Source organism: Nocardia sp. NPDC050713 (assembly GCF_040654315.1).
Lineage (GTDB): Bacteria > Actinomycetota > Actinomycetes > Mycobacteriales > Mycobacteriaceae > Nocardia.
Window position 1 is genome coordinate 321,663 of sequence record NZ_JBFAHS010000002.1, and the last position, 21,991, is coordinate 343,653.

Consider the following 21,991-nt stretch of genomic DNA (forward strand, 5'->3'; position numbering starts at 1 on the left):
CGCCCACCTTCGATCGGTTCCAGCGCAATATCCAGCAGTCGCTGCAATAGCCGAGTACCGCACCGACCGGGTGCTGGAGTACGAGATCGAGCGGTGTCACGTGGTCGATCGGAGCGACCACATCACGTCGAGGTAGCGGGGCGGTCCTACCGGACGGTGATCTGCAATCGCAGCGCGCCGTCCGGTGTCGTGGCGTGCAGCGCCTGGGAGATCAGGCTGCCGAGGTCGACCTTGCCGAGCACGCCGGTGGTCAGCGCGAGCAGCGGCTGGACGACCGGGAACAGTTCGCGCAGTTCGGGTCCGAGCATGTCCAGTTTCCGGGTGAGCGCGTCGAGGAAGGGAAGCAGTCCGATCACGTCTTCGGTGTCGGTGAGGTAGTCGCCCGGGGTGTCGCCGATCCGCACGACTCGCGCGATCGCCGCGGCCACCTCGCTGACCCGCGGCCCGAAGTCCGCCCACGGGGTGGCGGCGGCGGTCAATTCGCCACCTGCCCAAGTCATCTCGGCGGCTTGGGCCTGCATGTCGATCAGCAGTTCGCGGATCAGGTCGGTGCGGCTCACGAGCGTCGCGGCCAGCAGATCGGAGGCTCTGGACAGTTGCGGGATCACCGCCTCGGTGCCCGCGAGACCGGTGCTGAAGTTCTCGATGATGGCGGCCACCGTCGCTGGATCCACCTGTTCCAGCAGCTGGGTGGCGGTGCGGGCGACCTCGGGAATCGACACCGGACGCTGCACCGAGGCGGCCGCCAACCGGTCGCCGTCGCGCAGATACGGCCCACCCGCGGCCGTCGGCCGGAATTCCAGGTAGGGCTCGCCGAGTGCGGAGAGTGTTTCGATGCGCACCGAACTGTTCGCGGGCACACGGTATTCGGCGTCGTAGCGGAAGTCGACCTCGATGCCCGCGCGGGTGTGGGTCACCGAGGTGATCTGCCCGATCTGGACACCGGAGAGCAGGACCTTGGAGCGCGGCAGCAGTCCGCCGGAATCCGGGACCGTCATCGTGGCCTCGGTGTGCTCGGTGAACCAGCCGACCCGCACCACGCCGAAACTCAGGTAGCCGACGCCGATCAGCAGAATCGCCGCGATCGCGGCCAGCGAGGCGACCGGGCCGAGCCGCCGCAGCACCTCGTCGCTCGTGCTGCCCGCGGGAGCAGGCGGAACGTAGCCGGGATAGTCGGGCTCGGTGGCGACGGTCATCGCACGACTCCGATCATCCTGAGGGTGGCGATGATTCGCGCCACCTGCTCGTCGGTGGCGACCGGCGTCTCGGCTCCGTCCACCGCAACCGCGCCGATGTTCAGTTTCGGACCGCGCTCGACGAACGGAATGATCTTGTCGCGAACCAGCGACACGACCCGGTTCAGATTCGACGGCGCGGTCAGATCCAGTGGCTGATCCGCGAACAGCAAGGGCACCAAGGCTTTCGCGGCAGCGTCACTCGCCTCCAGCAGCGGGCCGAGCCAGGCGATCGCGTGCCCGACGATGCCGAGCCCGCCGACGACGCCGAGCGTGAGGACCAGCGATTTCGCGTCGGCCGGGATCTCGACCGCCCCGCGCTCACTGAGCAACGCGTCCAGTTCGCGCGGATTGTCCAGCGCGGCATCCAGATCCCGCTGGATGGTGTCCAGGAACCGGTCCACCACCGCCATGTCGGCGGCCACGTCGGACACGTCGCGACCGATGACCTCGAAGATCCGCGCCGTCTCGGCGGGCCGGTCGGGCAGGGTCGCGTTGACCCGGTTGACGATGTCCTGCATCTGCTGCATCGCGCCGCCGCCGACGAAGGTGGACATGCCGGCCAGCAGATCCTCGACCTGGAGCGCGGGCCGGGTGCGCGCGAGCGGGATGGTTCCGCCCGGCGGGATGGTGCGGTCGAAATCGCTTGTCGGCGTGGTGAGTCCGATGTAGATGTCGCCGAGGATGGTGTTCTGGCGCAGCTGGACGGTGGTGCCGACCGGCAGCCGCACCCGTTCGGCGATCTCGACGACGGCCTCCACCCGGCCCGGCTGCTCGAGCGTCGGATCCACCACGCTCACCTCGCGCAGGCTGCCGATCTGCGCGCCGTTGGCCACGACCTTCGCCCGGGCGGGCAGGTTCAGCGCGTTGGCCAGCTCGATCCGCACCTGGTAGGTGGGGCCGGACACCGTCGCGCCGGGCACCGGCACTTGCGCGGGATCGAATCCGCATCCCGACAGCAGCCCTAGTGTCAGCACCGGGACGAGCGCGGCGCGCCGGACAGATCGCGTGGTCATCGGGCACCTACCGTTCCGAGCACCAGGGACATGAGATTCACGTCGGCCAAACCGTTTTCGGCTCCGCCGCAGTGGCCGGGCAGCACCGCGTTCAGCGCGGCACAGACCTGGTCGGCCTGCTCGCGGGGCAGTCCGACCCTGGGCGCGGCGTAGGTCAGCTGCGGCCTGCCGGTCGCCGGGTCGATCACCTCCTCGAAGAACTGCACGATCGGCGGAATCATCTCCACCAGCTGCCGCAGCGTCGCGACGTTCGCCGAGAGCAGCCGCAATCCGGGCAGCGCGCCGTCCAGCGCCCCGAGGATCGGCCTGCCGTATTCGCGGGCGATGCTGTTCAGCCACGGCAGAATGACCAGCAGCGAGTCGATGAGCTGCACCACCCGGTCCCAGAGCTCGTTGATGAAGGCGATGCCCTCGCTCGCCTGCAACAGCACGATCCGGATGTCGTCCCAGTTCATCGCGATGCTCGACATCAGCCTGCCGTAGGAGTCGAGCAGCCCGCCGATATGTCCGATGGCCGCGTCGGGCGCGCGCAGCGCGTCGCCGAGATCGGTGATCAGCTTGTTCAGCGCCGGTCCGGTGCCGGAGGTGGCGGCTTCGAAGGCGACGACGCTGTCGCGAATCCTTGTCTGCTCGCCCGGATTTCCGCCGCCGGTCAGCTGTCCGGCGAGCTGGGAGAAGCCTTGGAGCGTCTGACTGATGCTCTTCGGCGTGAAGGTGTTGGTGATGCACGTCGACCGGTCCCACGGCGCGGCGCCCGGCTCGCCGAGGACCGCGAGGTCGCGATCGGCCACCAGTGTGTCGGAGACCGTGGTCGCGGTGACCTCGCCGCGCAACACGCGATCCTCCCGCACCTCGAAGTCCACCCGCACACCAGTGCCCTCGGGGCGCACCGAGTTCACAGTGCCGATCGGAATGCCAAGGGCTGTCACGTGATTGCCCGCATACAGGCCGACGGCGTCGGGCATCATGGCGCAGTAGGCGACCGTCTTCTTCACGGGATCGAACACCACAAGGTAAGCGACTGCGGCGACCGCCGCGAGTACCAGCGCGCCGAGCACGGTCACGAAACCCTGGGAACGCAGAATGCGTTTCATCGCTCAGCACTCCCATCCGGGCAGCGGAATGCACACCGGCGCGGTGAGCGCCGACTGATCGATGACGACACCCTCCTCGGAGGCGGTCAGCGCCACGAGTCGCTCGCGCAGCTGCTTCCACTGCGGAAGGGCCAGATCCAGTTGCGCGGCAAGCTGTTCCAGTTGGGGCAGCAACTCGCGAAGCTTCCCGGCCAGCGGCGCGAGGATCTCGCGCCAAGACGGCTCTATGGCGGCGATCCTGGACAGCAGCGAGGCGGCGATGGTCAGTGCCGAGGCGATCTCGGCGCGCTTGCCGAGGCCGACGGTCATCAGTGTGCCGAGCTCGCGGACGAACGTGCCGATGAGCGATTTGTTGACGTCGATGGTGCGCAGGTACTCGTCCATCACCGTGAGCGCGCGCGAGACCTCGTGGTTCTGCCTGCGCAGGATGTCGACGAACGACTGCATCGCGCCGCCCATCTGACGCAGCGCGTCCGGACTGGTGTCGAGGGATTGCTGGAGGGCGGCCAGATTCTGGCGCAGCGTCTCGCCGTCGACTTCCGAGACCGGCGCGGCGGCGTCCTGCAGAATGCGCATTAGGCTGTAGGGGAGCCGGACTCGATCTGGTGGAATCGGTCGCGAGCCGAGAGCTTCTGTGCCCGAGGGGAACACCGCGACGTAGTGGCCGCCGACCGCGGTCAGCATGCGGATCTCCAGGCTGGTCGTGTCGCCGAGGAACACGTCGCGGTCGACGGTGAAGGTCATCCGCACTTTCGTCTCGCCCAGCTCGAGCGCCGTCACCGAGCCGACGGTGATGCCTGCCAGGCGGACCTGGTCGCCGACCTTCACCGAGTTGGCCTCCACCAGGTCGGCGGTGTAGCTCGCCTTGCCGAACGGGACCAGATAGATCACCGCCGTGGCCAGCAGCAACGCGGCGACGGACAGTCCGCCGAGGACGCCGAAGCGGAACTCCCTCGCGTTCTTCGCCGCCTGGTGCCGGTCGTGCGAAAACCCGTGCGGCGCGAGCCGATTCAGCAGATGTTGCGTCATCCGTTGCATATCGCGATCCTCTGCCCGGCGACGAGCACCGAAAGCACCTGGGGAAGTTGGAACGACCCTTTGGAACAGCTCATCGACACCGGTCCCGCCGCGCCGGGGGCGGGCGGCAGTACATTGCTCAGCGCTTGGAGCAGACCGGGGAGCCTGCCGAGCAGGTCCAGCGCGGCGTCCGGGTCGGGGAACAGCAGCCGCAGGTCCGTCATCAGGTCCGGGTTCGCGTGTTCGGTGAATCCGAGGGTCTCCATCAGGCGGTTCAGGGGCGCCATCGCCGAGGGGGCCGCGGCGGCGAAGTCGAGCAATCCGTCCAGTTTCACCCGGAACGCGCTGATCACCTCGGCGATGCCTGCCATCAGGGTGACCAGATGCGGTGAGCGACCGCCGATCTGCCCGGAGATCGCGTGCAGGTTGGCCACGATGGTCGCGATCACCGCCTGCCGATCGGAGGTGTAGCGACTGAGTTTCTCGATGGCGTCCAGCGCGGGACCGATGCCGGAGCCGTTGCCCTCGATCACCGCGAGCACGCTCTCGGTGAACTGGTTGAGCGCGCCGGGGGAGAACTCGGCGATCACCGGCTGCAACCCGTTGAACAGCTGGGTGATGTCGAAGGACGGCACCGTGTTGGCCACCCCGAGCGCCGCACCGGGCGGCAGCGGCGTGCCCGGCCGATCCGGTTGCCGCACATCGACGTAGCGCTGCCCGGTGAGCGACTGGTAGCGGATGGCGAGGACGCTGGAGTCGTAGATCGGACGGTCGCGCTGAACCGTGAAGCGCACCCGCGCGTTGGTGCCCGCCCGCTCGATCTCGGCGACCTTGCCGACCGAGACACCGAACATCCGGACGTCGTCGCCGGTCTTCAATCCGCTCACATCGGTGAATTCCGCGGTATAGGAACCGGTCTCGCCGTCCACCGGCCGGGTGATCGCCTGCACGATGACGACGAGCAGCACGAGCATCGCGACGGCGAACAGTCCGAGTCGCCACATCACCGCTCGGATCGGCAGGGTCGTCATCGCGCACCCCCCGAACCATCGAGCGCCGCGAAGTCCGACGTCCCGAGCAACGGCACCGCCAGCCCGGGCATCCCGCGCAGGATCACGGCCACGTTCAAAGCGGGGCCGTCAGGGGTGTCGGAGAACATGCGGTTCAACCGATCGATCAGTTCCAGCAGCTCGGCGCGCGAGCGACCCGGCGCGGGCACGGTGGCGGCGAGGGCGGCGACCAGCGGCGTCAGTTCGGTTGTGTACGGCGACAATTGCCGGTTCGCGGCGTCGCCGAGCGCGCCGATCGACGGCAGCGCACCGTCCACGACCATGGTGATGGTGGCGTCGTAGCGCGGGCGGTCGTTCAGGAAGATCTCGATGTTCATGACCGAGTGCAGCAGCCGGAAGGTCGCGGAGGCGAAATCGCCGACGCCACCGAAGAAGGCCGAGTACTGGTCGATCAGGTACGGCGCCGGATAACGCTGGGTGTCGGCCACGGCGCGGCTCAGCGAGATGATCGCCTCCCAGAGCGGTGCGAACGAGCTCATCTCGCTGTTGACCGTGGCGAGCAATTCCGAAAGCCGCGGGGTGAGCACCTCCGTGGAGGTCTCGGTGAGCGCGCGCAGCAGGCTGCCCATGGTCACGTCGGTGACCTTGTCCGCGTGCGCTCCGGCGAGATCGATCAGGTCGCCCTCGGTGAGCGGGGCGCCGCCGTCGGCCGCTCGCAGCGTGAGAGCGCTGATGCCGAACAGGTTTTCGGGGGCGTAGTCCACGGTCAGCGCGTCGGTCAGGCCCGCCGTCTGCGTCTTGTCGAGATTCAGCGTGATCAGCTGGCGACCCACGCCGACGGCGGTTATCTCGGTGATCTCGCCGACGGTGACGCCGTCGTAGCGCACCCGTGTGCCCTCGATGACGCCCTCGCCGATCTGCTCGGTGCGCAATTGGACCTGGAGGCGGTCCGGTGGCCGGTCGTCGAGCCCCGCGCGCCAGGTGAGAGCCGCGACGACCGTCAACGTCAACGCGGCCGCGCCGAGCGCGCGGGAACCGCGCTTGTTCATCGGCACGCCGGGCAGTCCGTAGTTCGGCATGCGCTCACCCCGGGAATTCGATGGCGGAGTCGACGCCCCACAGCACGATGGTGAGCACCATGTCGAGGGCGATGATGGCGACGAAGCTGGCACGCACCGCGCGACCGGAGGCGATGCCGACTCCCTCGGGTCCGCCGGAGGCGAAAAAGCCGTAGTAGCAATGGATCAGGATCACGGTGACGCCGAACACCAGGATTTTGATCACCGCGGCGAGCACGTCGTAGCCGCTGGTGAACTGGAAGAAGTAGTGGTTGTAGACCCCGCCCGCCTGACCGTGCAGCAGCACGATGACGGCCGAGCAGGCCAGGTAGCTCAGGATCAGCGCGATGAGGAAGGTCGGCACGATCGCGACGGCGCCCGCGATGACCCGCGTGGTGACGACGAACGGCACCGAGCGCAGCCCGAGGGACTCGATGGCGTCGATCTCCTCGGAGATGCGCATCGAGCCGATCTCCGCGGTCATCCGGCAGCCCGCCTGCGCCGCGAAGCCGACCGCCGCCGCGATCGGTGCGAGCTCCCTGGTGTTGGCGAAGGCCGACACCACCCCGGTGACGGGTCCGAGCCCGATCAGGTCCAGCGCGGCGAAGGACTGGATGCCGACACCCGCGCCCATCGCGACGCCGAGCACCACCAGCATCGGCACGGTGCCGCCGCCGACGATGACCGACCCGCGTCCCCAGGTCATATCGGTGATGGTGCGCATCGTCTGGGCGCGGTAGCGGCGCAACGTCAGCGGTATCGCCCACAGCGCCTGGAAGACGAACCCGAGCAGGAAGCCGGTGTTCTCGACCGGAGCGAGGAGCCTGCCGCGCTCGCGGACGACGCGATAGGCCCAGCCGAGACCCCTTGGCGCGTACGGTGTCGCGGTCATCTCAGGCCACCCGCAGCGGTAGGAACATCGTGACGATCTGGGTGATCACCAGGTTGACGACGATGATCGAGGCCACCGAGATCACCACGGCGGCGTTGACACCATCGGCGACGCCGCGCGGACCGCCTCTGGCCTCCAGCCCGCGCTGACAGGCGATGATCACCACCAGGAATCCGAACAGCATGGCCTTGGCCAGCGAGATCCACACGTCGGCGACGACCGCGAAGGAACCGAACGTCGCCCAGTAGCTGCCCGGCGTGACGTTCTGCGCGCTGATCGCCACCGCGTAGCCGGAGACCACGCCGACGAAGATGATGAGCACGTTGAGCAGGGGCGCGACGAAAAGCATGGCCACCACCCGGGGAATCACCAGCCGGTGCACGGGACTGATGCCCATGGTGCGCAACGCGTCTATCTCCTCGCGCACGGTCCGCGCGCCGAGATCGGCGGCGATGGCCGAGGCGCCCGCACCGCCGAGCAGCAGGCCGGTCGCGATGGGCGCGCCCTGCTGGATCACGCCGAGCCCGCCGGCCGCGCCGATCATCGAGTCGGCGCCGAGCTGGTGGATCAGGTTGCCGACCTGCACCGACACCACCACGCCGAAGGGCACCGCCATCAGGACGGCGGGCAGTGCCGTGACGGTCACCAGATACCAGGCCTGGCGCAGCATCTCCTGCCACTGGAAGCGCAGGCCGATCAGATCGGAGAGCGCGCCGCGCACCGACTCGATGCCGAGATCGACGGCCCTTCCGAAGGTGCGCACGCTGGAAACCGCTGTGCCGGTGACATTTTCCCGCACGATCCGGATCGCGCCCGCGTCCGCGACGCTCGGTGGCGCCTCCTTCATGGTTCCTCCCTGCGTCCCCCGTTGCGCACGCCGATCCGCCTCGGCGCTCGTCGCCCGACAGTCACCGGAAGCCGGTAGCCCGACGACACATTCGCATGTGACAGCCAGCACTTTTACCGGCCGGAAGTAATCCACGTCACACGCAAATACAACGACGTCAATTTACCTCCGAGCCGACGTCGTCGCCGTAGAATTCGACGAATCCGGTTGTCTCCGAAGGCAAGACGAGGTGTGGCAGCCCGACGTTCGAGCGCGCTCCGCCCCGGCGAGTCATCTCCTGCGTACACTGTTTCAATCGAGTGACCAGTTCGCTGGGGGAGTGCTGACGCTCAACAACCTACGACCATGGAGGCGAAGGTGTCAGCGCGACGCGACCAGATCCTCGACGCGGCACGCGATCTCGTCCTCCGCGAGGGCTACGCCCAGGCGAGCATGCACGCCATCGCCCGAGCCGCCGGCTTGACCAGGCCCGCCCTCTACGCCGAATTCGGCGACCGCGACGCTCTTTTCACCGCCCTGCTCGATCGGGAGGAAGAGCGCGCGTTGACGATGGCCGCCGCGGCCTTTCCCGAGATCCGGCCAGGGACCGATCCCACCGCGATCGCGGTCGAGGCCGCCGACCTGTTCCTGGACATGGTGCTGGCCGCGCCCGGCACGTGGCGCTTCGTGCTGATGCGCGACCAAGCCCTGCCGCCCTCGGCGCACGAACGGGTGGCGCGCGGCCGGATGGCGCTGCGCGAGCGCTCCGAAGCGATGATCCGGATCATCGCCGCCATGGCCGAACGCGAACTGGACGCCGAACTCGTCAGCTACACCGCCATCAGCACCAGCGAGACCGCCGCGCGCTTGCTGCTGGCCGAAGGCGGAACGCAGCGCCGCGACGCGATCGCCTCGACCTTGCGCTGGATCGCGCGCCGAGCGGTGGCGACGGCTGGAATCGGGGAGGCGTCCGGTGGCGCGGGCCGGTAGCGACGCCGCGCGGCCGCGCCGCAGGTACGCCAAGCGCCTGCAGCCCGCCGACCGGCGAGAACAGTTGCTCGACACGGCCTTACGCATCCTCGCCGAGTCCGGATTCGCCGACGTCACCATCGCGGCGGTGGCCGAGCGCGGCGGCGTGACCCGCCCGGTGGTCTACGACCTCTACGCCAACCGCGACGACCTGCTCCGCGATCTCATCGCGCGCGAGACCGCGCGCATGGTCGCCGCCACCTCGCACGTCGCCGAGAGTGCCGCCGCGCCCGCCGATCCCAAGGCGGCGCTGTTCTCGGGCCTGAGGCGCTTCTTGTGCGATCTGCGCTCCGTACCGGACAGCTGGCGGCTGGTCTACTACCCGATCGACGGGGTGCCCGCCGCACTGCGCGCACCGATCGAGCGGGCGCGCGACGAACTGCGCGCACCGTTGCGGCGGCTGCTGCGCGACTGGCTGGCGAGCCGACCTGCCGAAGAGCGCGCCGACGAGGTGGATCTGGACGTCTTCGTCGAAATCGTGCAAGGCGCCGTGCAGACCGTCGCGCGCCAGATGCTCGCCGAACCCGAGCGCTTCGACCTCGACCGGATTCTGCGGGTGGTCGATCTGCTGCTGTACGAAAAACCCTGAGCTACAACGGGCTCCGAGGCAGTGGCGGCGGGCTGCGCAGCCGCATGGTCGGTTCCGTCTGGGACGGATCGCGCCCGATTTATAGACAATGATGTTCGTCAACACTATGGTCTAGCCATGACGAAGTTCGACGGTAAGAGCTGCCTGATCACCGGGGCGGCCAGCGGTCTTGGCCGCGGCACCGCGCACGCGGTAGCGGCCAAGGGCGCGTCACTGATCCTCACCGACATCGACGCGGCAGGCCTGCAGCGTACTGCCGAAGAGTTGCGCGCGACGGGCGCCACCGTGCACCTGGCCGAAGCGCTCGACGTCAGCGACCACACCGCCGTCGTCGCGCTGGCGGCCAAGGTGCACGAGAAGATCGGCAGCGTCGACATCGTGATGAACGTGGCGGGCATCGCCACTTGGGGGACCGTCGACCGGCTCACCCACGACCAGTGGCGGCGCACCATCGACATCGACCTGATGGGGCCGATCCACGTCATCGAGGAGTTCCTGCCGCCGATGATCGAGGCTGGACGCGGCGGACACCTGGTCAATGTGTCCTCGGCCGCGGGCCTGTTCGGCCTGCCGTGGCACGCGCCGTACAGCGCGAGCAAATTCGGGCTGCGCGGCGTCTCGGAGGTGCTGCGCTTCGACCTGCGCAGGCACGGCATCGGCGTGAGCCTGGTGTGCCCGGGCGCGATGTCGACCCCGATGGTGAACCGCGTGGACATCGCGGGCGTCGACCGCGAGGCAGAGGCGGTACAGCGCGGGCTGAAGCTGTTCCTGCGGCACGCCGTCACCGCCGAGCAGGCCGCGAATTCCATTGTGCGCGGGGTCGAGCGGAACAGGTACCTGATCTACACCTCGCAGGACATTCGCATCGGACACTGGGCCCAGCGCTACTTCCCGCCCGCCTACAACCTCGCCATGCGCGGGCTGAACTGGGCGATGCAGCGGTACGTCGACAAGCCAGGGGTGCTGCGCGCACCCTGAGGCGTACCTCCGCCTTCGCTCCGGCCATGCGCGGCTCGACGGCGGGCTTCGTCCGGCTGCGCCAGCGGCCGGACACCCACCTCGGAGAGGGGATCGCCATGGTCGAACCGCTGACGAGCGCCACCGGCGCACCGCCGGACGCACGTTTCGACATCGGACCGGAGCGCTATCCGAAACTGCATGCGTCCGTGACGGTTCCGATCACGATGTCCGACGGCGCGGTCCTGAGCGCCGACGTCCTGCGCCCAGGCGACCGCTCCGGGCCGACCACCGAACCGCTCCCGGCGTTGATCAACTTCACCGCCTACAACAAGATGATCAACCGGCACGGCATGCGCGCGAATCGGGCGCTGCGCACGCTGGCGGGTCGCGTCGCACCGTCCGACCGCGCCAGGATGACCGCGCGGGACGTGCTGCGCACACCCGCGGGCGGTGTCTTGGAACCGTTCGCGATCAACCGCACCGCCGTGTCGCGCGGGTACGTGGGGCTGATGGTGGACGTACGCGGCACCGGAAGCTCCACGGGCACTTGGGATTTCTTCGGTCACCGGGAACAGCGGGACTATCTCGAGGTGGTCCGGTGGGTGCGCGAACAGCCCTGGTGCGACGGACGCGTCGCGGTGACGGGTCTTTCCTACGGCGCGATCGCGGCGCTCGTCACCGCGGGCTTGCGCCCCGAGGGACTCGCCGCCGTATTCGCCATCGAGGCGGGAGAGAACCCGGTGCGCGAACTCGGGCTCACCGGCGGGGTGCCCACACCGGGCATGCTCGCGTGGATCCTGTTCGTGCACGGAGCCGGGCGGCTTCCGGCGCTGCCCGGTCTCGTCCGCAACGGGCTGCTCGGCCGGTACCTGCGCGACCGGATCACCGGGCGCTCGGATTGGGTACGCCGCGCCATCCGGATCGCCGTCAGCATCGACCACCCCGACGGCTACCTCAATCCGGAGTGGGCGGCGCGGCTGGCGCACTTCGAGGATATCGACGTCCCCACCTGGATCCACGGCGGCTGGCACGACGTCTACAACCGCTCGAATTTCCGCATCTACGAACGTATTCCGGTCGCGCCGGGAGCCAAGCAGATCTTGGTGGACGACTCCTACCACCTCACGCCAGGCTCCGGCTTCGGCGATCCCGGCAACCCGCAGGCGCTCGACGAACTCCAGTGCGCGTTCTTCGACCGCTGGGTCAAGGGCGTCGACAACGGAATCGACCGGTACGGACCGGTGACGGTGCGCAGACAAGGCGATGGACGCTGGATCCGCCGCGCCGAGTTCCCGGACCCGGCGACGCGTGTGCGCAGGCTCTACCTCACCGCCGATCCGAGCGGCACCGCGGCACACGCCGCCGCCGACGGCGGATTGTCGACCGCGCCAACGGATACCGAGTACCCGCTGACGGTGCCGACGGGCCGAGTCAGCGCGGCCTCGAACAATACCGCGGTCATGACGATGGGCGTCGCGCTGCTGTTCGGCGACCGTTTCGGCAACGACGACCGGCGCAGCGAGGCCACCGCGATCACCTTCACCAGCGCGCCGTTCGGGACCGACACCGTGCTCTCCGGTCCGATGAATCTGCACTTGCTCGCCGCGGTCGACGGGGCCGACGCTTTCTGGTCGGTCACCGTGTGCGACGTGCGCCCCGACGGTGTGTCGGCGCCCCTCACTCGCGGCGCGCTGCTGTCGACGCTCCGCGCGATCGATGCCGCCGACAGCTATTACGCCGAGGGCGAACTGCTTTTCGCCATGCACCCCATGACCGCCGATTCCGCGCTGCCGGTGACGCCGGGGGAGGCCTTCGAGATCGACATCGAGATCAACCCCACCGAGGCGCTGCTTCGCGCCGGGCATCGGCTGCGAGTCGCGGTCAGCCCCACTAGTTTCCCGCGCCATCTGATTCCGCCGTGGAAGCAGCGCCAGATCGCCGGTCAGCGCATCCTGTTGCGCCCTGACCGTCCCAGCTACCTGAGCTTCCGCGCGCTCGGCGGCGACTGATACTCGCGAACGAACTGGATCGGCGGCCGTTGCCGCGCGGTCGCGAGACCGGAAAGGCAAGGGGGAGCGGATCGCAGCGGCCTACCGTACTATCGCGTGCGGAGACACCGGCCGGGTAGATGAAGGGGGGACGGTGTGGGACCTCGCCTTCCGGCGACCGCGCGCGACGGGGCGGCGTGGGTGCGGCGCTTCGCGCGCACGACACCGGGACTGATCGGCGCGCTCGTGCTGGTGACGGTGGTGTTGTGCCTGCTCGCGGGTTTCACGGGCGCGAACCAGTCGAGTGGGAAGATCGACCGCCGCGACGCCGCCTTGGCTCGCACCGAGCCGCTCGCCTACGCGGCGCAGAACCTCTACGTCTCGCTCTCGGCGGCCGACGCCGCCGCGGCCGAGGCATTTCTGACCGGCGGCATCGAGACGCCGCAGGTGCGCGCACGCTACCAGCAGGCGCTCGCCGACGCGGCCGACGCGCTGGCCCAGGCCACCGCGGACGCCTCCGACGAGCGCACCCGCCGCATCGTGGCGGCCATCAGCGCCGAATTGCCCGCCTACACCGGTCTCGTCGAGACGGCGCGGGCGAACAACCGGCAAGGGTTCCCGGTCGGTTCGGCCTACCTGCGCGAGGCCTCCGAGGTCATGCAGGATTCGCTGTTGAAGAACGCCGAGGAGCTCAGCACCCTCCGCTTCGCGGCCCTGCACGAGGAGCAGCGGGCGATCGGCGCGCTGCCGTTCACCACGATCACGACACTGTTGCTGGTGCTGTTCGCCTGCGGCGCGGGCTCTTTCGTCCTGCTGCGCCGCACCAACCGGCGGGTCAACCCCGGACTCGTCGCCGCGGCGGCGGCGACCGGAGTCGCGCTGCTGTGGACCGTGCTGGCGACCTCGGTGGCCGCAGCGGCACTGGAGACCGGCGACGACGCCGCGGCCCTGCGATTCCAAACTCTCGCCGAGGCAAGGATTCTGGCGCAGCAGGCCCGCACGGCGGAGACCTTGCAGCTGATCACCCGCGGTGACATCGCCGCGGGCGAGGAGACCTTCACCCGCCACACCGCGGCGCTGCGCGACCGGCTCGCGGAGGTCACCGGACCGGATTCGCCCGCGGCCCTGCGCTTCGAGGGCTGGACCGCGGGTCATCGCCGCCAGCTCGCGGCGTATCAGGCGGCCGACTATCCGGCGGCCGTCGACCAGGCCATCGGCGCCGGGCCGGAGAGTTCGGCGACCCGGTTCGCCCAGCTCGACGAATCGTTGCGCGCAGACGTGCAGCGGGTGCGCAGCGACCTGCGCGGCGGTGTCGACGCCGCCGGTGACGCGCTGACCTGGAGCCCCTCCGGAGTGTTGCTGCTGATGCTGTTCGCGGCGGGCGCCGCGGTCGTCGGATTGTGGCCGCGGCTGAAGGAGTTCCTGTGACAAGACGGCTCTTCGCACTGGTCGTCGCCCTGGCCGCGCTCGGCCCGCTGGTCGCGTGCAGCACCGACAGCTCGGTGCCCGCGACGCCGCCCGCGGTCGCGGTGAATCCGGCCCCGCCCGAATTCGCCGAGATCACCACGCCCGGCCAGGCCGAGGACGAGTGCGATGCCGAGGCCAGCCTGCGGCCGGGCCCGCTGCCGCCGCCGGGCGCGATGCCCGCGGGCTCGCCGATGGCCGCGATCGTGGCCAACGGCCGGATCCGGGTCGGCGTCGACCAGAACACCTACCTGTTCGGTTTCCGCAATCCCACCACCAACGAGATCGAGGGCTTCGACATCGATATCGCCAGGGAGATCGCTCGGGCCTTGTTCGGCGACCCGAATCGGATCGAACTGCGCTCGGTGACCGCCGAGGAGCGCATCTCGGCGCTGCGCGAGAACAAGGTCGACCTGATCGTGCGCACCTTCTCGGCCACCTGCGAGCGCCGCCGCGACGTCGACTTCTCCGCCGTGTACTACCGTGCGGCGCAGCGGATTCTGGCGCCGAAGAACTCCGGCATCCGGTCCGGGGCCGATCTCGGCGGCAAGCGGGTGTGCGTCACCAGGGGCACCACCGCGTCGGGGCCGCTGTTCGCGCTGCCCAAGCGACTCACGGTGTTCGGCGTGGCCAACTGGACCGACTGCCTGGCCGCGCTGCAACAGGGTCACGTGGACGCGATCAGCGCCGACGACCCCATTCTGTTCGGTCTCGTCGCCCAGGACCGGAACCTCGAGGTGGTCGGCGAACCGATCGGCAGCGGCGCCTACGCCGTCGGTGTGGCGAAGGGCGCACCCGATCTGGTGCGCTTCGTCAACGCGGTGCTCGAACGGATGCGCGCCGACGGCACCTGGCAGCGCATCTACGCCGCGCGCCTCAGCGCGCTCGGACCTTCGCCCGGCCCGCCGGAAACCCGGTACACCGCGTGAGCCGGGCGATCATGCAGCCACGCACCCTCGCCGAGATCGACAGCGAATTGGCCGCCCGCACCGGCGAATTCGACGCGATCGCCGCCACCCTGCTGGAACTGGACCGGCACCCCGGACTGACCCTGCTGCGCCGCTTTCCGCCCACCGGCCGCACCGAGCGCCGGTGGACGCCGATCAACGCCGAGCTGGACCTGATGTGGCAGGACTTCGCCAGGCTGAAAGCCATCCTCGACTCGGCGCGCACTGTGCGCGGCACGCGCCCCCGGCTGGACGCCGAGACGCGCGCCGAACTCACCCGGCTGCTGTACGGGCGGCCGCACGAGGCCTCGCGCACCCCGATTCCGTTGGCGCAGCGGTCGCTCACCGGGCCCGGCGAACACGTGCTGTTCGTCGGCTTGGCCGACACGGTGGATCGCATGCGCGCGACCTTTCCCCGAATCGCCGCCTTTCTCGACGAGGTCGGCGCGGTGAACGACCGGGTGCTGTCCGGGCTCGCGCCCCTTCAGGATCGGTTGGATCGGGCGGGCGCCGTCACGGCCGAACTGCGGGACATCGGGGCGGCCATCGCCGAGCTGTTGCGCCGCTCGGCCACCGACCCGCTGGCGTTGACACCGCCCGAGATCGACGCCCGCCTCGCCGATATCGGCGCGCGCCTGGACCGCGCGGCCGACGTGCTCGCCGAGCTGACATCGATCACCGCGAATTGGGATGCCGCCGTGGCGGCGACCCGCGACCGGCTGACCGTGCTCGCCGAGACCGAGGCCCGAGCCGGACGCGCGCGTGCGGAAGCCGAACGCAAGATCCGTACCGGGCCGCTGCCGTCATCCGGCGCGGAACACAAGGGGCTCGACGCCGAACTGGCCGCCCTCGATGCCGAACCCGGCGCGGCCGCGGAGCTACTGAACCTGCGCCGCCGGATCGCCGCGGCGACCCAGGCGGCCGCCGGCGCGGCCGAACTCGCCCAGGGCTTGCTGGACCGCCGCGCCGAGCTGCGCGGGCGACTGTCCGCGTACCGCGCCAAGGCGGCCAGGCTGGCGCTCGCCGAGGACGACGAGCTCCTGGCGAGCCATCGGATCGCGAGCGACCTGCTCGCGCACCGGCCGTGCGATCTCGCCGCGGCCACCCGCGCGGTCGCCGACTACCAGCAGATCGTCGCGCGGAAATCGGGGAGGAGATCATGACCTGCACCGAGCCAGGCTGTGACGGGGCGGTCGAGGACGGTTATTGCACCGTGTGCGGGACCGCACCGGCTGCGACCGGCGCGACGGCATCGAAATCAGGGCATTCGGCGGGCACGACGGACGACGTCTGCGCCGAACCCGGCTGCGGCGGAACCGTATCCGGCGGATACTGCGACACCTGCGGCACCGCTCCGGCGGCGACCGAGACCGTCGCCGCCTCGGCCCGCACGTCCGCGGGCAGCACGCGGGGATCGGCGCGCTCGGTGCGGACCGGCCGGTCGACCTCGTCGAAGCCCAGCGCGCGCGGACGGCTCGGCGCGGGCATGGTCGACGTGCCTCGGGTGCCTCGGATTCACCCCACCTCCGCCGTTCTCGCCGACCCGATGGTCGCCGAGTCGAAGCGCTTCTGCGGCGCCTGCGAACGACCGGTCGGCCGCGGTAGGGACGGTGCGCCGGGCCGCACCGAGGGCTTCTGCCCGAACTGCGGCGCCCGGTTCTCCTTCGCGCCCAAGCTGAGCGCTGGCGACCTGGTCGGCGGCCAGTACGAGGTGGTCGGTTGCCTCGCGCACGGCGGGCTCGGCTGGATCTATCTGGCCACCGACCGCAATGTCGGCAACCGTTGGGTGGTGCTCAAAGGTCTGCTCAACTCCGGCGACCTGGACGCCATGGCGGCGGCCGTCGCCGAGAAACGGTTCCTCGCCGAGGTCGAGCATCCGAGCATCGTCAAGATCTTCAACTTCGTCGAACACGCCGGACCCGATGGCGTCGCGGTCGGCTACATCGTCATGGAGTTCGTCGGCGGCACCTCGCTCAAGCAGATCCTGCGCGATCGGCGCGACACCGACGGCGGATACCTGCCGGTGCCCCAAGCCATCGCCTACATTCTGGAGATGCTGCCCGCACTCGGCTACCTGCACTCGCTCGGTCTCGCCTACTGCGACTTCAAGCCAGACAACGTGATGCAGACCGACGAGCAACTGAAGCTCATCGATCTCGGCGCGGTGATCGCCATGGACGATCAGGACAGCGCCATCTACGGCACGATCGGGTACCAGGCGCCCGAGATCGCCGCCACCGGACCGACCGTCGCGACCGAGGTGTACACCGTCGGCCGCACGCTTGCGGTGCTGATCATGCACGTGCCACAGCAGGGCGGGCATTTCGGCGCGCTGCCGGGACCCGACGCCGAACCCCTGCTCACCCGCTACGACTCGCTGCACCGGTTCCTGCTGCGCGCCACGGACGCCGATCCCGAGGCCAGGTTCGCCTCGATGGAGGAGGTGGCCGATCAGCTGACCGGCGTGCTGCGCGAGGTGCTCAGCGCCGACGACGCGGTACCGCGCCCCGGCATGTCGGCGTATTTCGGGCCGCCGCGCGTGGTCTTCGGTGTCGGCGTCGACGCGGCGGTCACGCCGCAAGACGTCGTGGCCGGACTGCCGGTGCCGCTGGTGGATCCCAGCGACAGCGGCGCCGCGCTGCTCGCCACGACGGCGGGGACGACGCCCGGCGAACTGGAGCGCGCGTTCGCCGACGGGCTGCGTTCGGTGGTCACCGGCCGCGGCGAATCGGTGGAGATCCCGCTGCGGCTGGTGCGCGCCGCACTCGACACCGGCGATCCGGCCGAGGCCGAGCGCAGGCTCACCGAGCTCGCCGACCGGTTGCCCGGTGACTGGCGGCTGGCCTGGTATCGCGGGCAGGCCAGGCTGCTCGCCCGCGATTTCGCCGCCGCCCGAGCCGAATTCGACGCCGTGTACACGGCGCTGCCCGGTGAACCGGCGCCTAAGCTCGCGCTGGCGGCCGTCGCCGAACTCACCGCCGACGGCGGCGCGGCGGCGCGCTACTACGACACCGTCTGGCGCACCGACCGCTCCTTCGCCGCCGCGGTGTTCGGTCTGGCGCGGATGCGCCGCCGCGCGGGCGACCGGGACGGCGCGGTCGCGGCACTCGACCAAGTCGATCCGTCCTCGTCGCTGTACACCGACGCGCGCGTCGCCGCGGTGGACGCGCTGCTCGCCGAACGCGGGCCCGCCGAGCTGACCGAGGCGGTACTGCGCGACGCGGGCGGCCGGGTCGACGCGCTGGCGCTCGATTCCAAACGCCGCGGCGCACAGGTGCGGATGCGAGTGCTGGACGCCGCGCTGGCCTGGCTCGACAGTGGCCGAGCGGTGACGAACCACGTGCCGCTGCTCGGCGTCCCATTCGACCAGGAGGGGGTGCGCACCGGGTTGGAGCGCTGCTTCCGCGACCTGGCGCGCGAGACCGAGGACATGTGGGCCCGTTTCGAGTTGGTGGACCGCGCCAACGCCATCCGCCCGAGGACCACGCTGTGAACCGGGACGGGAGCACCGAGCCGAGCGGACCCACCGAGCCCGACCGTTCCGCCGCGTCCGACCGACCCACCGAGCCGATCGCCCCTGCCGAGCCCGACCGACCCACCGAGCCGATCACCCCCGCCGCGCCCGCCAGTCCGACCGCGCCAACCAGTCCCACCGCGCCAACCGCTACCACCGGGCCGGACAACCCCGCCGAGCCGACCAGTCCAACCGAGACAGCCCGTCCCGCCGAGCCTGACAACCCCGCCGAGCCCGGCCCGGCGCCGACCCCACCCGACCAGCCGACTTCGACCGTGAGTGCCTACGTGACCCCACCTGTGAGCGCAGTGCCGACCCATCCGGCGGACACCGTGCCGACCATGCCCCTGGCGAAACCCGCCGAACCGCCGAGCGCTTCGCCGCGCTGCCCCGGTTGCCGGGAGAGCGTCTCGAGCGCCGATCGGTACTGCGAGGCCTGCGGGCGGGAACTGGGCGCGCGCCGGGTCGCGCTGCCGCATCCGGAGTCCGAGTCGGCGACTCCGCGGCCGTGCGACGCCTGCGGCGCGCAGGAGTACGACCCGGACGGCTACTGCCGCGGCTGCGGCCAATTGCGCGCTCCGCGTGACCGTTTCGAGGCCGACCTGGGCGCGGTGTGCGTGGCCACCGACCGTGGCATCGCGCACGCGCGCAACGAGGACTCGGTCGCCGCCGCCGTGGTGGACGACGCGGCGGGTCCGCAAACCGTCGTCATCGTGGTGTGCGACGGCGTGTCCACCTCCGAGGATCCGCAGGCCGCCTCCGGCACCGCATCTCGGTCGGGTGTGGACGCCACGCTCGCCGCGCTGGCCGAAGGCCAGGAGGCCCCCGACGCCGCGCTGGCCGGTCTCGCCGCCGCGGCGCAGGCGGTGCGCGATATCGCTGTGCACGAGAGTCACGCGCCGTCCTGCACGTACGTCTCGGCCATCGTGCGCGGCTACGACGCCGATACGGTCGAGATCACGGTGGCGAACGTCGGTGACAGCCGCGCGTATTGGCTCGTGCCCGCGCCCGGCGCGCCCGACATCCCGCCCTCGCAACGGCTCACCGTGGACGACTCCTGGGCCCAGGCCCTCGTCGACGCGGGCGCCATGGACGAGCAGGCCGCCATGAAGGACCCGAGGGCGCACACCCTGTTGCGCTGGCTCGGCGCGGATTCGGGGGATCGGCCGTGGTCGGACACCTGCGTGCGCGTCTTCCGCACCCGTGGTCCCGGCCTGCTGCTGCTGTGCAGCGACGGCCTGTGGAACTACCAGCCGGACGCCCACGCGCTCGCCGCACTCGCGACCGCCGCGGAACCGATGCGAGCGGCCCGCGATCTCGTCGAGTTCGCGCTGCGCAGCGGGGGCAGCGACAACATCACTGTCGCGCTCGCGCGGGTGCCCTGATCGACCAGCCAGGAGAAGTATTGTGAATTCTGTTGCCGGCAATGGCATCTCGGTGGTCGTCGACCAGAACGAGTTCCTCGCGGAAGGTTCGGGCACGGTCGACGCGGTGGTCTCGGTGGAGACCGGCGCCGATTTCGTCGCGGCCGGGCCGCCGCCGGAGCGCGTGGAGATCCTGATCATCGACAGTTCGGGGTCGATGGGCAACGGCAAGAAGCTCGAAGGCGCCCGCCGCGCCGCCATGGCCGCGCTCGACGCGCTGCCCGACGGCACCCGCTTCGCGATCGTGCAGGGCACCTCCATGGCCCGCCTGGTCTTTCCGACCGACGTGCCCTCGGTGCCCGCGGACGAGACCACGCGCGCGGCGGCGCGCCGAAAGCTCGACAAATTGCGTGCCGACGGCGGCACTGCCATGGGTACCTGGCTCGGCTTGGCCCGACAACTGGCCAAGAAACACGAGGGCGCCATGGTGCACGCGATCCTGCTCACCGACGGCAAGAACGAACACGAGTCGCCGGAGTCCCTCGCCGCCGAGATCGCCCAGTCCGAGGGCGTGTTCACCTGCGACTGCCGCGGCGTCGGAACCGATTGGCGGGTGGACGAATTGCGGTCCATCGCCTCGTCGCTGCACGGCACCGTCGACATCGTCGCCGACCCGGCGCACTTGGCCGCGGACTTCGCGGCGATGACGCACACCTCGATGGCCAAGGCGATTCCCGAACTGACACTGCGGGTCTGGACTCCGGCCGGTGCGACGGTGCGCTTCGTCAAGCAGGTCGCGCCCGCCATCGAGGACCTGACGGCTCGCCGCGTCGAGGCGGGCGCGCAGGTGGGGGAGTATCCGCTCGGAGCGTGGGGCGCCGAGGAGCGCGATTACCACGTGCAAGTGCGGGTGGAACCCGCCGCGCCGGGACGGGAGAAGCTGGCGGCGCGGGTCAGTGTGATCGCCGGCGACGAGGTCGTCGGGCAGGGTCTGGTGCGGGCGGTGTGGACCACCGAGACGGAATTGTCGGCCCGGATCAGCAGGCGCGTCGCGCATTACACCGGTCAGGCCGAGCTGGCCGATGCGGTGCAGGAGGGGCTGGCGGCCCGCAAGAACGGTGACGTGGAGACCGCGACGGCCAAACTGCGGCGCGCGGTCCAGCTGGCCGCCGAGTCGGGCAACGAGAGCACCGCGAAGCTGCTGCGCGGCGTGGTCGAGGTGGACGAGCGCAACGGCACGGTGCGGCTGCGGTCGCGTGTCGCGGCCGAGGACGAGATGGCACTGGACGCCCGCTCCACCAAGACGGCGCGGGTACGCAAGGAGTCCTGATGGTCACCTGCCCGGAGGGACACCCGTCGGCGGCGGTCGACTACTGCGATGTGTGCGGAGCACCGATCGGCGCGTCGCCGACGACGGTCGCCGCGCCACGCTGCCCGGCCTGTGGCGCGCCGAGCGGCGGACGCTTCTGCGAGGCTTGCGGTCACGATTCGGCGCTGCCCGCGCCGTCCACACCGGAACCCGTTCCGCGCGAAGTCGATCCGGAGGTCGCCGATTCGGCCACCGCGCGGCCACCGGCCGTCACCTGGATCGCCACCGTCACCGCCGATCGCGCCTTCTACGATCGCGTGCTGGCGCGCGAAGGTCCGGACGCGGATCGCGTGGAGTTCCCCGGATACTATCCGCCGCGCCGAATCGCCTTGCGCGGCAGCGAGATCCTGATCGGCAAGCGCAGCGTCTCGCAGGGCCTGAACCCCGACATCGATCTAGGCATCGCCCCCGCCGACGCGGGCGTCTCGCGGGCGCACGCGCTGCTGCACCTGACTCCGACCGGTCTCACCGTCACCGATCTCGGCTCCACCAACGGCACCAGCCTCAACGACAGCGACGACCTGATCCCGGCGGAGCAGCCGGTCGCGCTGCGCAGTGGCGACCGCGTCCACGTCGGGGCATGGACCACCATCACCCTCACCGTGGAACCGGCCTGAGG

At 70.3% G+C, this 21,991-nt stretch carries 20 protein-coding genes; 11 read left to right on the forward strand and 9 right to left on the reverse strand.

The features are described from left to right. Window positions 1-146 precede the first annotated feature (146 nt). The 8 genes from AB0H49_RS04805 to AB0H49_RS04840 are packed head-to-tail and all read right to left on the reverse strand — an operon-like array spanning window position 147 to window position 8,169. On the reverse strand, window positions 147-1,196 hold the full coding sequence (locus AB0H49_RS04805) for an MlaD family protein (RefSeq protein ID WP_355001591.1): 1,050 nt from the start codon (window positions 1,194-1,196) through the stop codon (window positions 147-149). After that, on the reverse strand, window positions 1,193-2,251 hold the full coding sequence (locus tag AB0H49_RS04810) for an MlaD family protein (RefSeq protein ID WP_357247228.1): 1,059 nt from the start codon (window positions 2,249-2,251) through the stop codon (window positions 1,193-1,195). The genes AB0H49_RS04805 and AB0H49_RS04810 overlap by 4 nt, the downstream gene beginning before the upstream one ends. Continuing rightward, window positions 2,248-3,345 (reverse strand): MlaD family protein, encoded by a 1,098-nt coding sequence (locus AB0H49_RS04815; protein WP_357247231.1) that lies wholly within the window; start codon window positions 3,343-3,345, stop codon window positions 2,248-2,250. Before AB0H49_RS04815 ends, AB0H49_RS04810 begins: the two co-directional genes overlap by 4 nt. A gap of 3 nt (window positions 3,346-3,348) precedes the next feature. After that, window positions 3,349-4,383 carry an MlaD family protein gene (locus tag AB0H49_RS04820; protein WP_357247233.1) on the reverse strand — a complete coding sequence of 345 codons (1,035 nt, stop codon included), beginning with the start codon at window positions 4,381-4,383 and terminating at the stop codon, window positions 3,349-3,351. Continuing rightward, window positions 4,371-5,393 carry an MCE family protein gene (locus tag AB0H49_RS04825; protein ID WP_357247236.1) on the reverse strand — a complete coding sequence of 341 codons (1,023 nt, stop codon included), beginning with the start codon at window positions 5,391-5,393 and terminating at the stop codon, window positions 4,371-4,373. Before AB0H49_RS04825 ends, AB0H49_RS04820 begins: the two co-directional genes overlap by 13 nt. Continuing rightward, window positions 5,390-6,451, reverse strand: coding sequence for a mammalian cell entry protein (locus tag AB0H49_RS04830; protein ID WP_357247239.1), 1,062 nt, complete (start codon window positions 6,449-6,451; stop codon window positions 5,390-5,392). The genes AB0H49_RS04825 and AB0H49_RS04830 overlap by 4 nt, the downstream gene beginning before the upstream one ends. A gap of 4 nt (window positions 6,452-6,455) precedes the next feature. Beyond that, a complete protein-coding gene (locus tag AB0H49_RS04835; RefSeq protein ID WP_355001585.1) occupies window positions 6,456-7,322 on the reverse strand; it encodes an ABC transporter permease in 867 nt (288 codons plus the stop codon). Window position 7,323: 1 nt separating this feature from the next. Next, window positions 7,324-8,169, reverse strand: coding sequence for an ABC transporter permease (locus tag AB0H49_RS04840; RefSeq protein ID WP_355001584.1), 846 nt, complete (start codon window positions 8,167-8,169; stop codon window positions 7,324-7,326). A gap of 357 nt (window positions 8,170-8,526) precedes the next feature. Here AB0H49_RS04840 and AB0H49_RS04845 point away from each other — a divergent pair, with 357 nt between their 5' ends. From AB0H49_RS04845 to AB0H49_RS04875, 7 genes are all read left to right on the forward strand, one after another. Beyond that, a complete protein-coding gene (locus tag AB0H49_RS04845; RefSeq protein WP_357247242.1) occupies window positions 8,527-9,138 on the forward strand; it encodes a helix-turn-helix domain-containing protein in 612 nt (203 codons plus the stop codon). Further along, window positions 9,122-9,766, forward strand: coding sequence for a helix-turn-helix domain-containing protein (locus tag AB0H49_RS04850; protein WP_357247245.1), 645 nt, complete (start codon window positions 9,122-9,124; stop codon window positions 9,764-9,766). The genes AB0H49_RS04845 and AB0H49_RS04850 overlap by 17 nt, the downstream gene beginning before the upstream one ends. A 117-nt stretch (window positions 9,767-9,883) precedes the next feature. Then, window positions 9,884-10,744, forward strand: a complete 861-nt coding sequence (locus AB0H49_RS04855; protein ID WP_357247248.1) for an SDR family oxidoreductase — start codon at window positions 9,884-9,886, stop codon at window positions 10,742-10,744. A 26-nt stretch (window positions 10,745-10,770) separates the two neighbouring features. Further along, window positions 10,771-12,735: a CocE/NonD family hydrolase gene (locus AB0H49_RS04860; protein ID WP_357247251.1), complete on the forward strand. Its 1,965-nt coding sequence runs from the start codon at window positions 10,771-10,773 to the stop codon at window positions 12,733-12,735. A gap of 135 nt (window positions 12,736-12,870) precedes the next feature. Continuing rightward, window positions 12,871-14,142 carry a hypothetical protein gene (locus tag AB0H49_RS04865; protein WP_357247254.1) on the forward strand — a complete coding sequence of 424 codons (1,272 nt, stop codon included), beginning with the start codon at window positions 12,871-12,873 and terminating at the stop codon, window positions 14,140-14,142. After that, window positions 14,139-15,107, forward strand: coding sequence for a glutamate ABC transporter substrate-binding protein (locus AB0H49_RS04870; protein ID WP_357247256.1), 969 nt, complete (start codon window positions 14,139-14,141; stop codon window positions 15,105-15,107). Before AB0H49_RS04865 ends, AB0H49_RS04870 begins: the two co-directional genes overlap by 4 nt. Beyond that, entirely contained in the window at window positions 15,104-16,288 is a 1,185-nt protein-coding gene (locus tag AB0H49_RS04875; protein ID WP_355001577.1) for a hypothetical protein, read from the forward strand. The genes AB0H49_RS04870 and AB0H49_RS04875 overlap by 4 nt, the downstream gene beginning before the upstream one ends. 40 nt (window positions 16,289-16,328) lie before the next feature. On the opposite strand, the gene AB0H49_RS04880 is transcribed toward AB0H49_RS04875, so the two are convergent. After that, window positions 16,329-16,613: a hypothetical protein gene (locus AB0H49_RS04880; protein WP_355001731.1), complete on the reverse strand. Its 285-nt coding sequence runs from the start codon at window positions 16,611-16,613 to the stop codon at window positions 16,329-16,331. Between AB0H49_RS04880 and AB0H49_RS04885 the strand changes: the two genes are divergently transcribed. Genes AB0H49_RS04885 through AB0H49_RS04900 form a run of 4 tightly spaced genes read left to right on the forward strand, consistent with a single transcriptional unit; the run spans window position 16,552 to window position 21,989 of the window. Next, window positions 16,552-18,618: a tetratricopeptide repeat protein gene (locus AB0H49_RS04885; RefSeq protein ID WP_357247946.1), complete on the forward strand. Its 2,067-nt coding sequence runs from the start codon at window positions 16,552-16,554 to the stop codon at window positions 18,616-18,618. The two genes, AB0H49_RS04880 and AB0H49_RS04885, sit on opposite strands and share 62 nt — an antisense overlap. After that, window positions 18,615-20,024: a phosphatase gene (locus AB0H49_RS04890; protein WP_357247259.1), complete on the forward strand. Its 1,410-nt coding sequence runs from the start codon at window positions 18,615-18,617 to the stop codon at window positions 20,022-20,024. The genes AB0H49_RS04885 and AB0H49_RS04890 overlap by 4 nt, the downstream gene beginning before the upstream one ends. A gap of 22 nt (window positions 20,025-20,046) precedes the next feature. Continuing rightward, window positions 20,047-21,333, forward strand: coding sequence for a VWA domain-containing protein (locus AB0H49_RS04895; RefSeq protein WP_357247262.1), 1,287 nt, complete (start codon window positions 20,047-20,049; stop codon window positions 21,331-21,333). Further along, on the forward strand, window positions 21,333-21,989 hold the full coding sequence (locus tag AB0H49_RS04900; protein ID WP_357247265.1) for an FHA domain-containing protein: 657 nt from the start codon (window positions 21,333-21,335) through the stop codon (window positions 21,987-21,989). Before AB0H49_RS04895 ends, AB0H49_RS04900 begins: the two co-directional genes overlap by 1 nt. The last annotated feature ends 2 nt before the right edge of the window (window positions 21,990-21,991 follow it).

Excerpts from the sequence above, each read along its gene's own strand:
- AB0H49_RS04805 (WP_355001591.1), bottom strand. The coding sequence starts at position 1,196 with ATGACCGTCGCCACCGAGCCCGACTATCCCGGCTACGTTCCGCCTGCT.
- AB0H49_RS04810 (WP_357247228.1), bottom strand. The coding sequence starts at position 2,251 with ATGACCACGCGATCTGTCCGGCGCGCCGCGCTCGTCCCGGTGCTGACA.
- AB0H49_RS04815 (WP_357247231.1), bottom strand. The coding sequence starts at position 3,345 with ATGAAACGCATTCTGCGTTCCCAGGGTTTCGTGACCGTGCTCGGCGCG.
- AB0H49_RS04820 (WP_357247233.1), bottom strand. The coding sequence starts at position 4,383 with ATGCAACGGATGACGCAACATCTGCTGAATCGGCTCGCGCCGCACGGG.
- AB0H49_RS04825 (WP_357247236.1), bottom strand. The coding sequence starts at position 5,393 with ATGACGACCCTGCCGATCCGAGCGGTGATGTGGCGACTCGGACTGTTC.
- AB0H49_RS04830 (WP_357247239.1), bottom strand. The coding sequence starts at position 6,451 with ATGCCGAACTACGGACTGCCCGGCGTGCCGATGAACAAGCGCGGTTCC.
- AB0H49_RS04835 (WP_355001585.1), bottom strand. The coding sequence starts at position 7,322 with ATGACCGCGACACCGTACGCGCCAAGGGGTCTCGGCTGGGCCTATCGC.
- AB0H49_RS04840 (WP_355001584.1), bottom strand. The coding sequence starts at position 8,169 with ATGAAGGAGGCGCCACCGAGCGTCGCGGACGCGGGCGCGATCCGGATC.
- AB0H49_RS04855 (WP_357247248.1), top strand. The coding sequence starts at position 9,884 with ATGACGAAGTTCGACGGTAAGAGCTGCCTGATCACCGGGGCGGCCAGC.
- AB0H49_RS04860 (WP_357247251.1), top strand. The coding sequence starts at position 10,771 with ATGCGCGGCTCGACGGCGGGCTTCGTCCGGCTGCGCCAGCGGCCGGAC.
- AB0H49_RS04880 (WP_355001731.1), bottom strand. The coding sequence starts at position 16,613 with ATGCCCGCGCCGAGCCGTCCGCGCGCGCTGGGCTTCGACGAGGTCGAC.
- AB0H49_RS04900 (WP_357247265.1), top strand. The coding sequence starts at position 21,333 with ATGGTCACCTGCCCGGAGGGACACCCGTCGGCGGCGGTCGACTACTGC.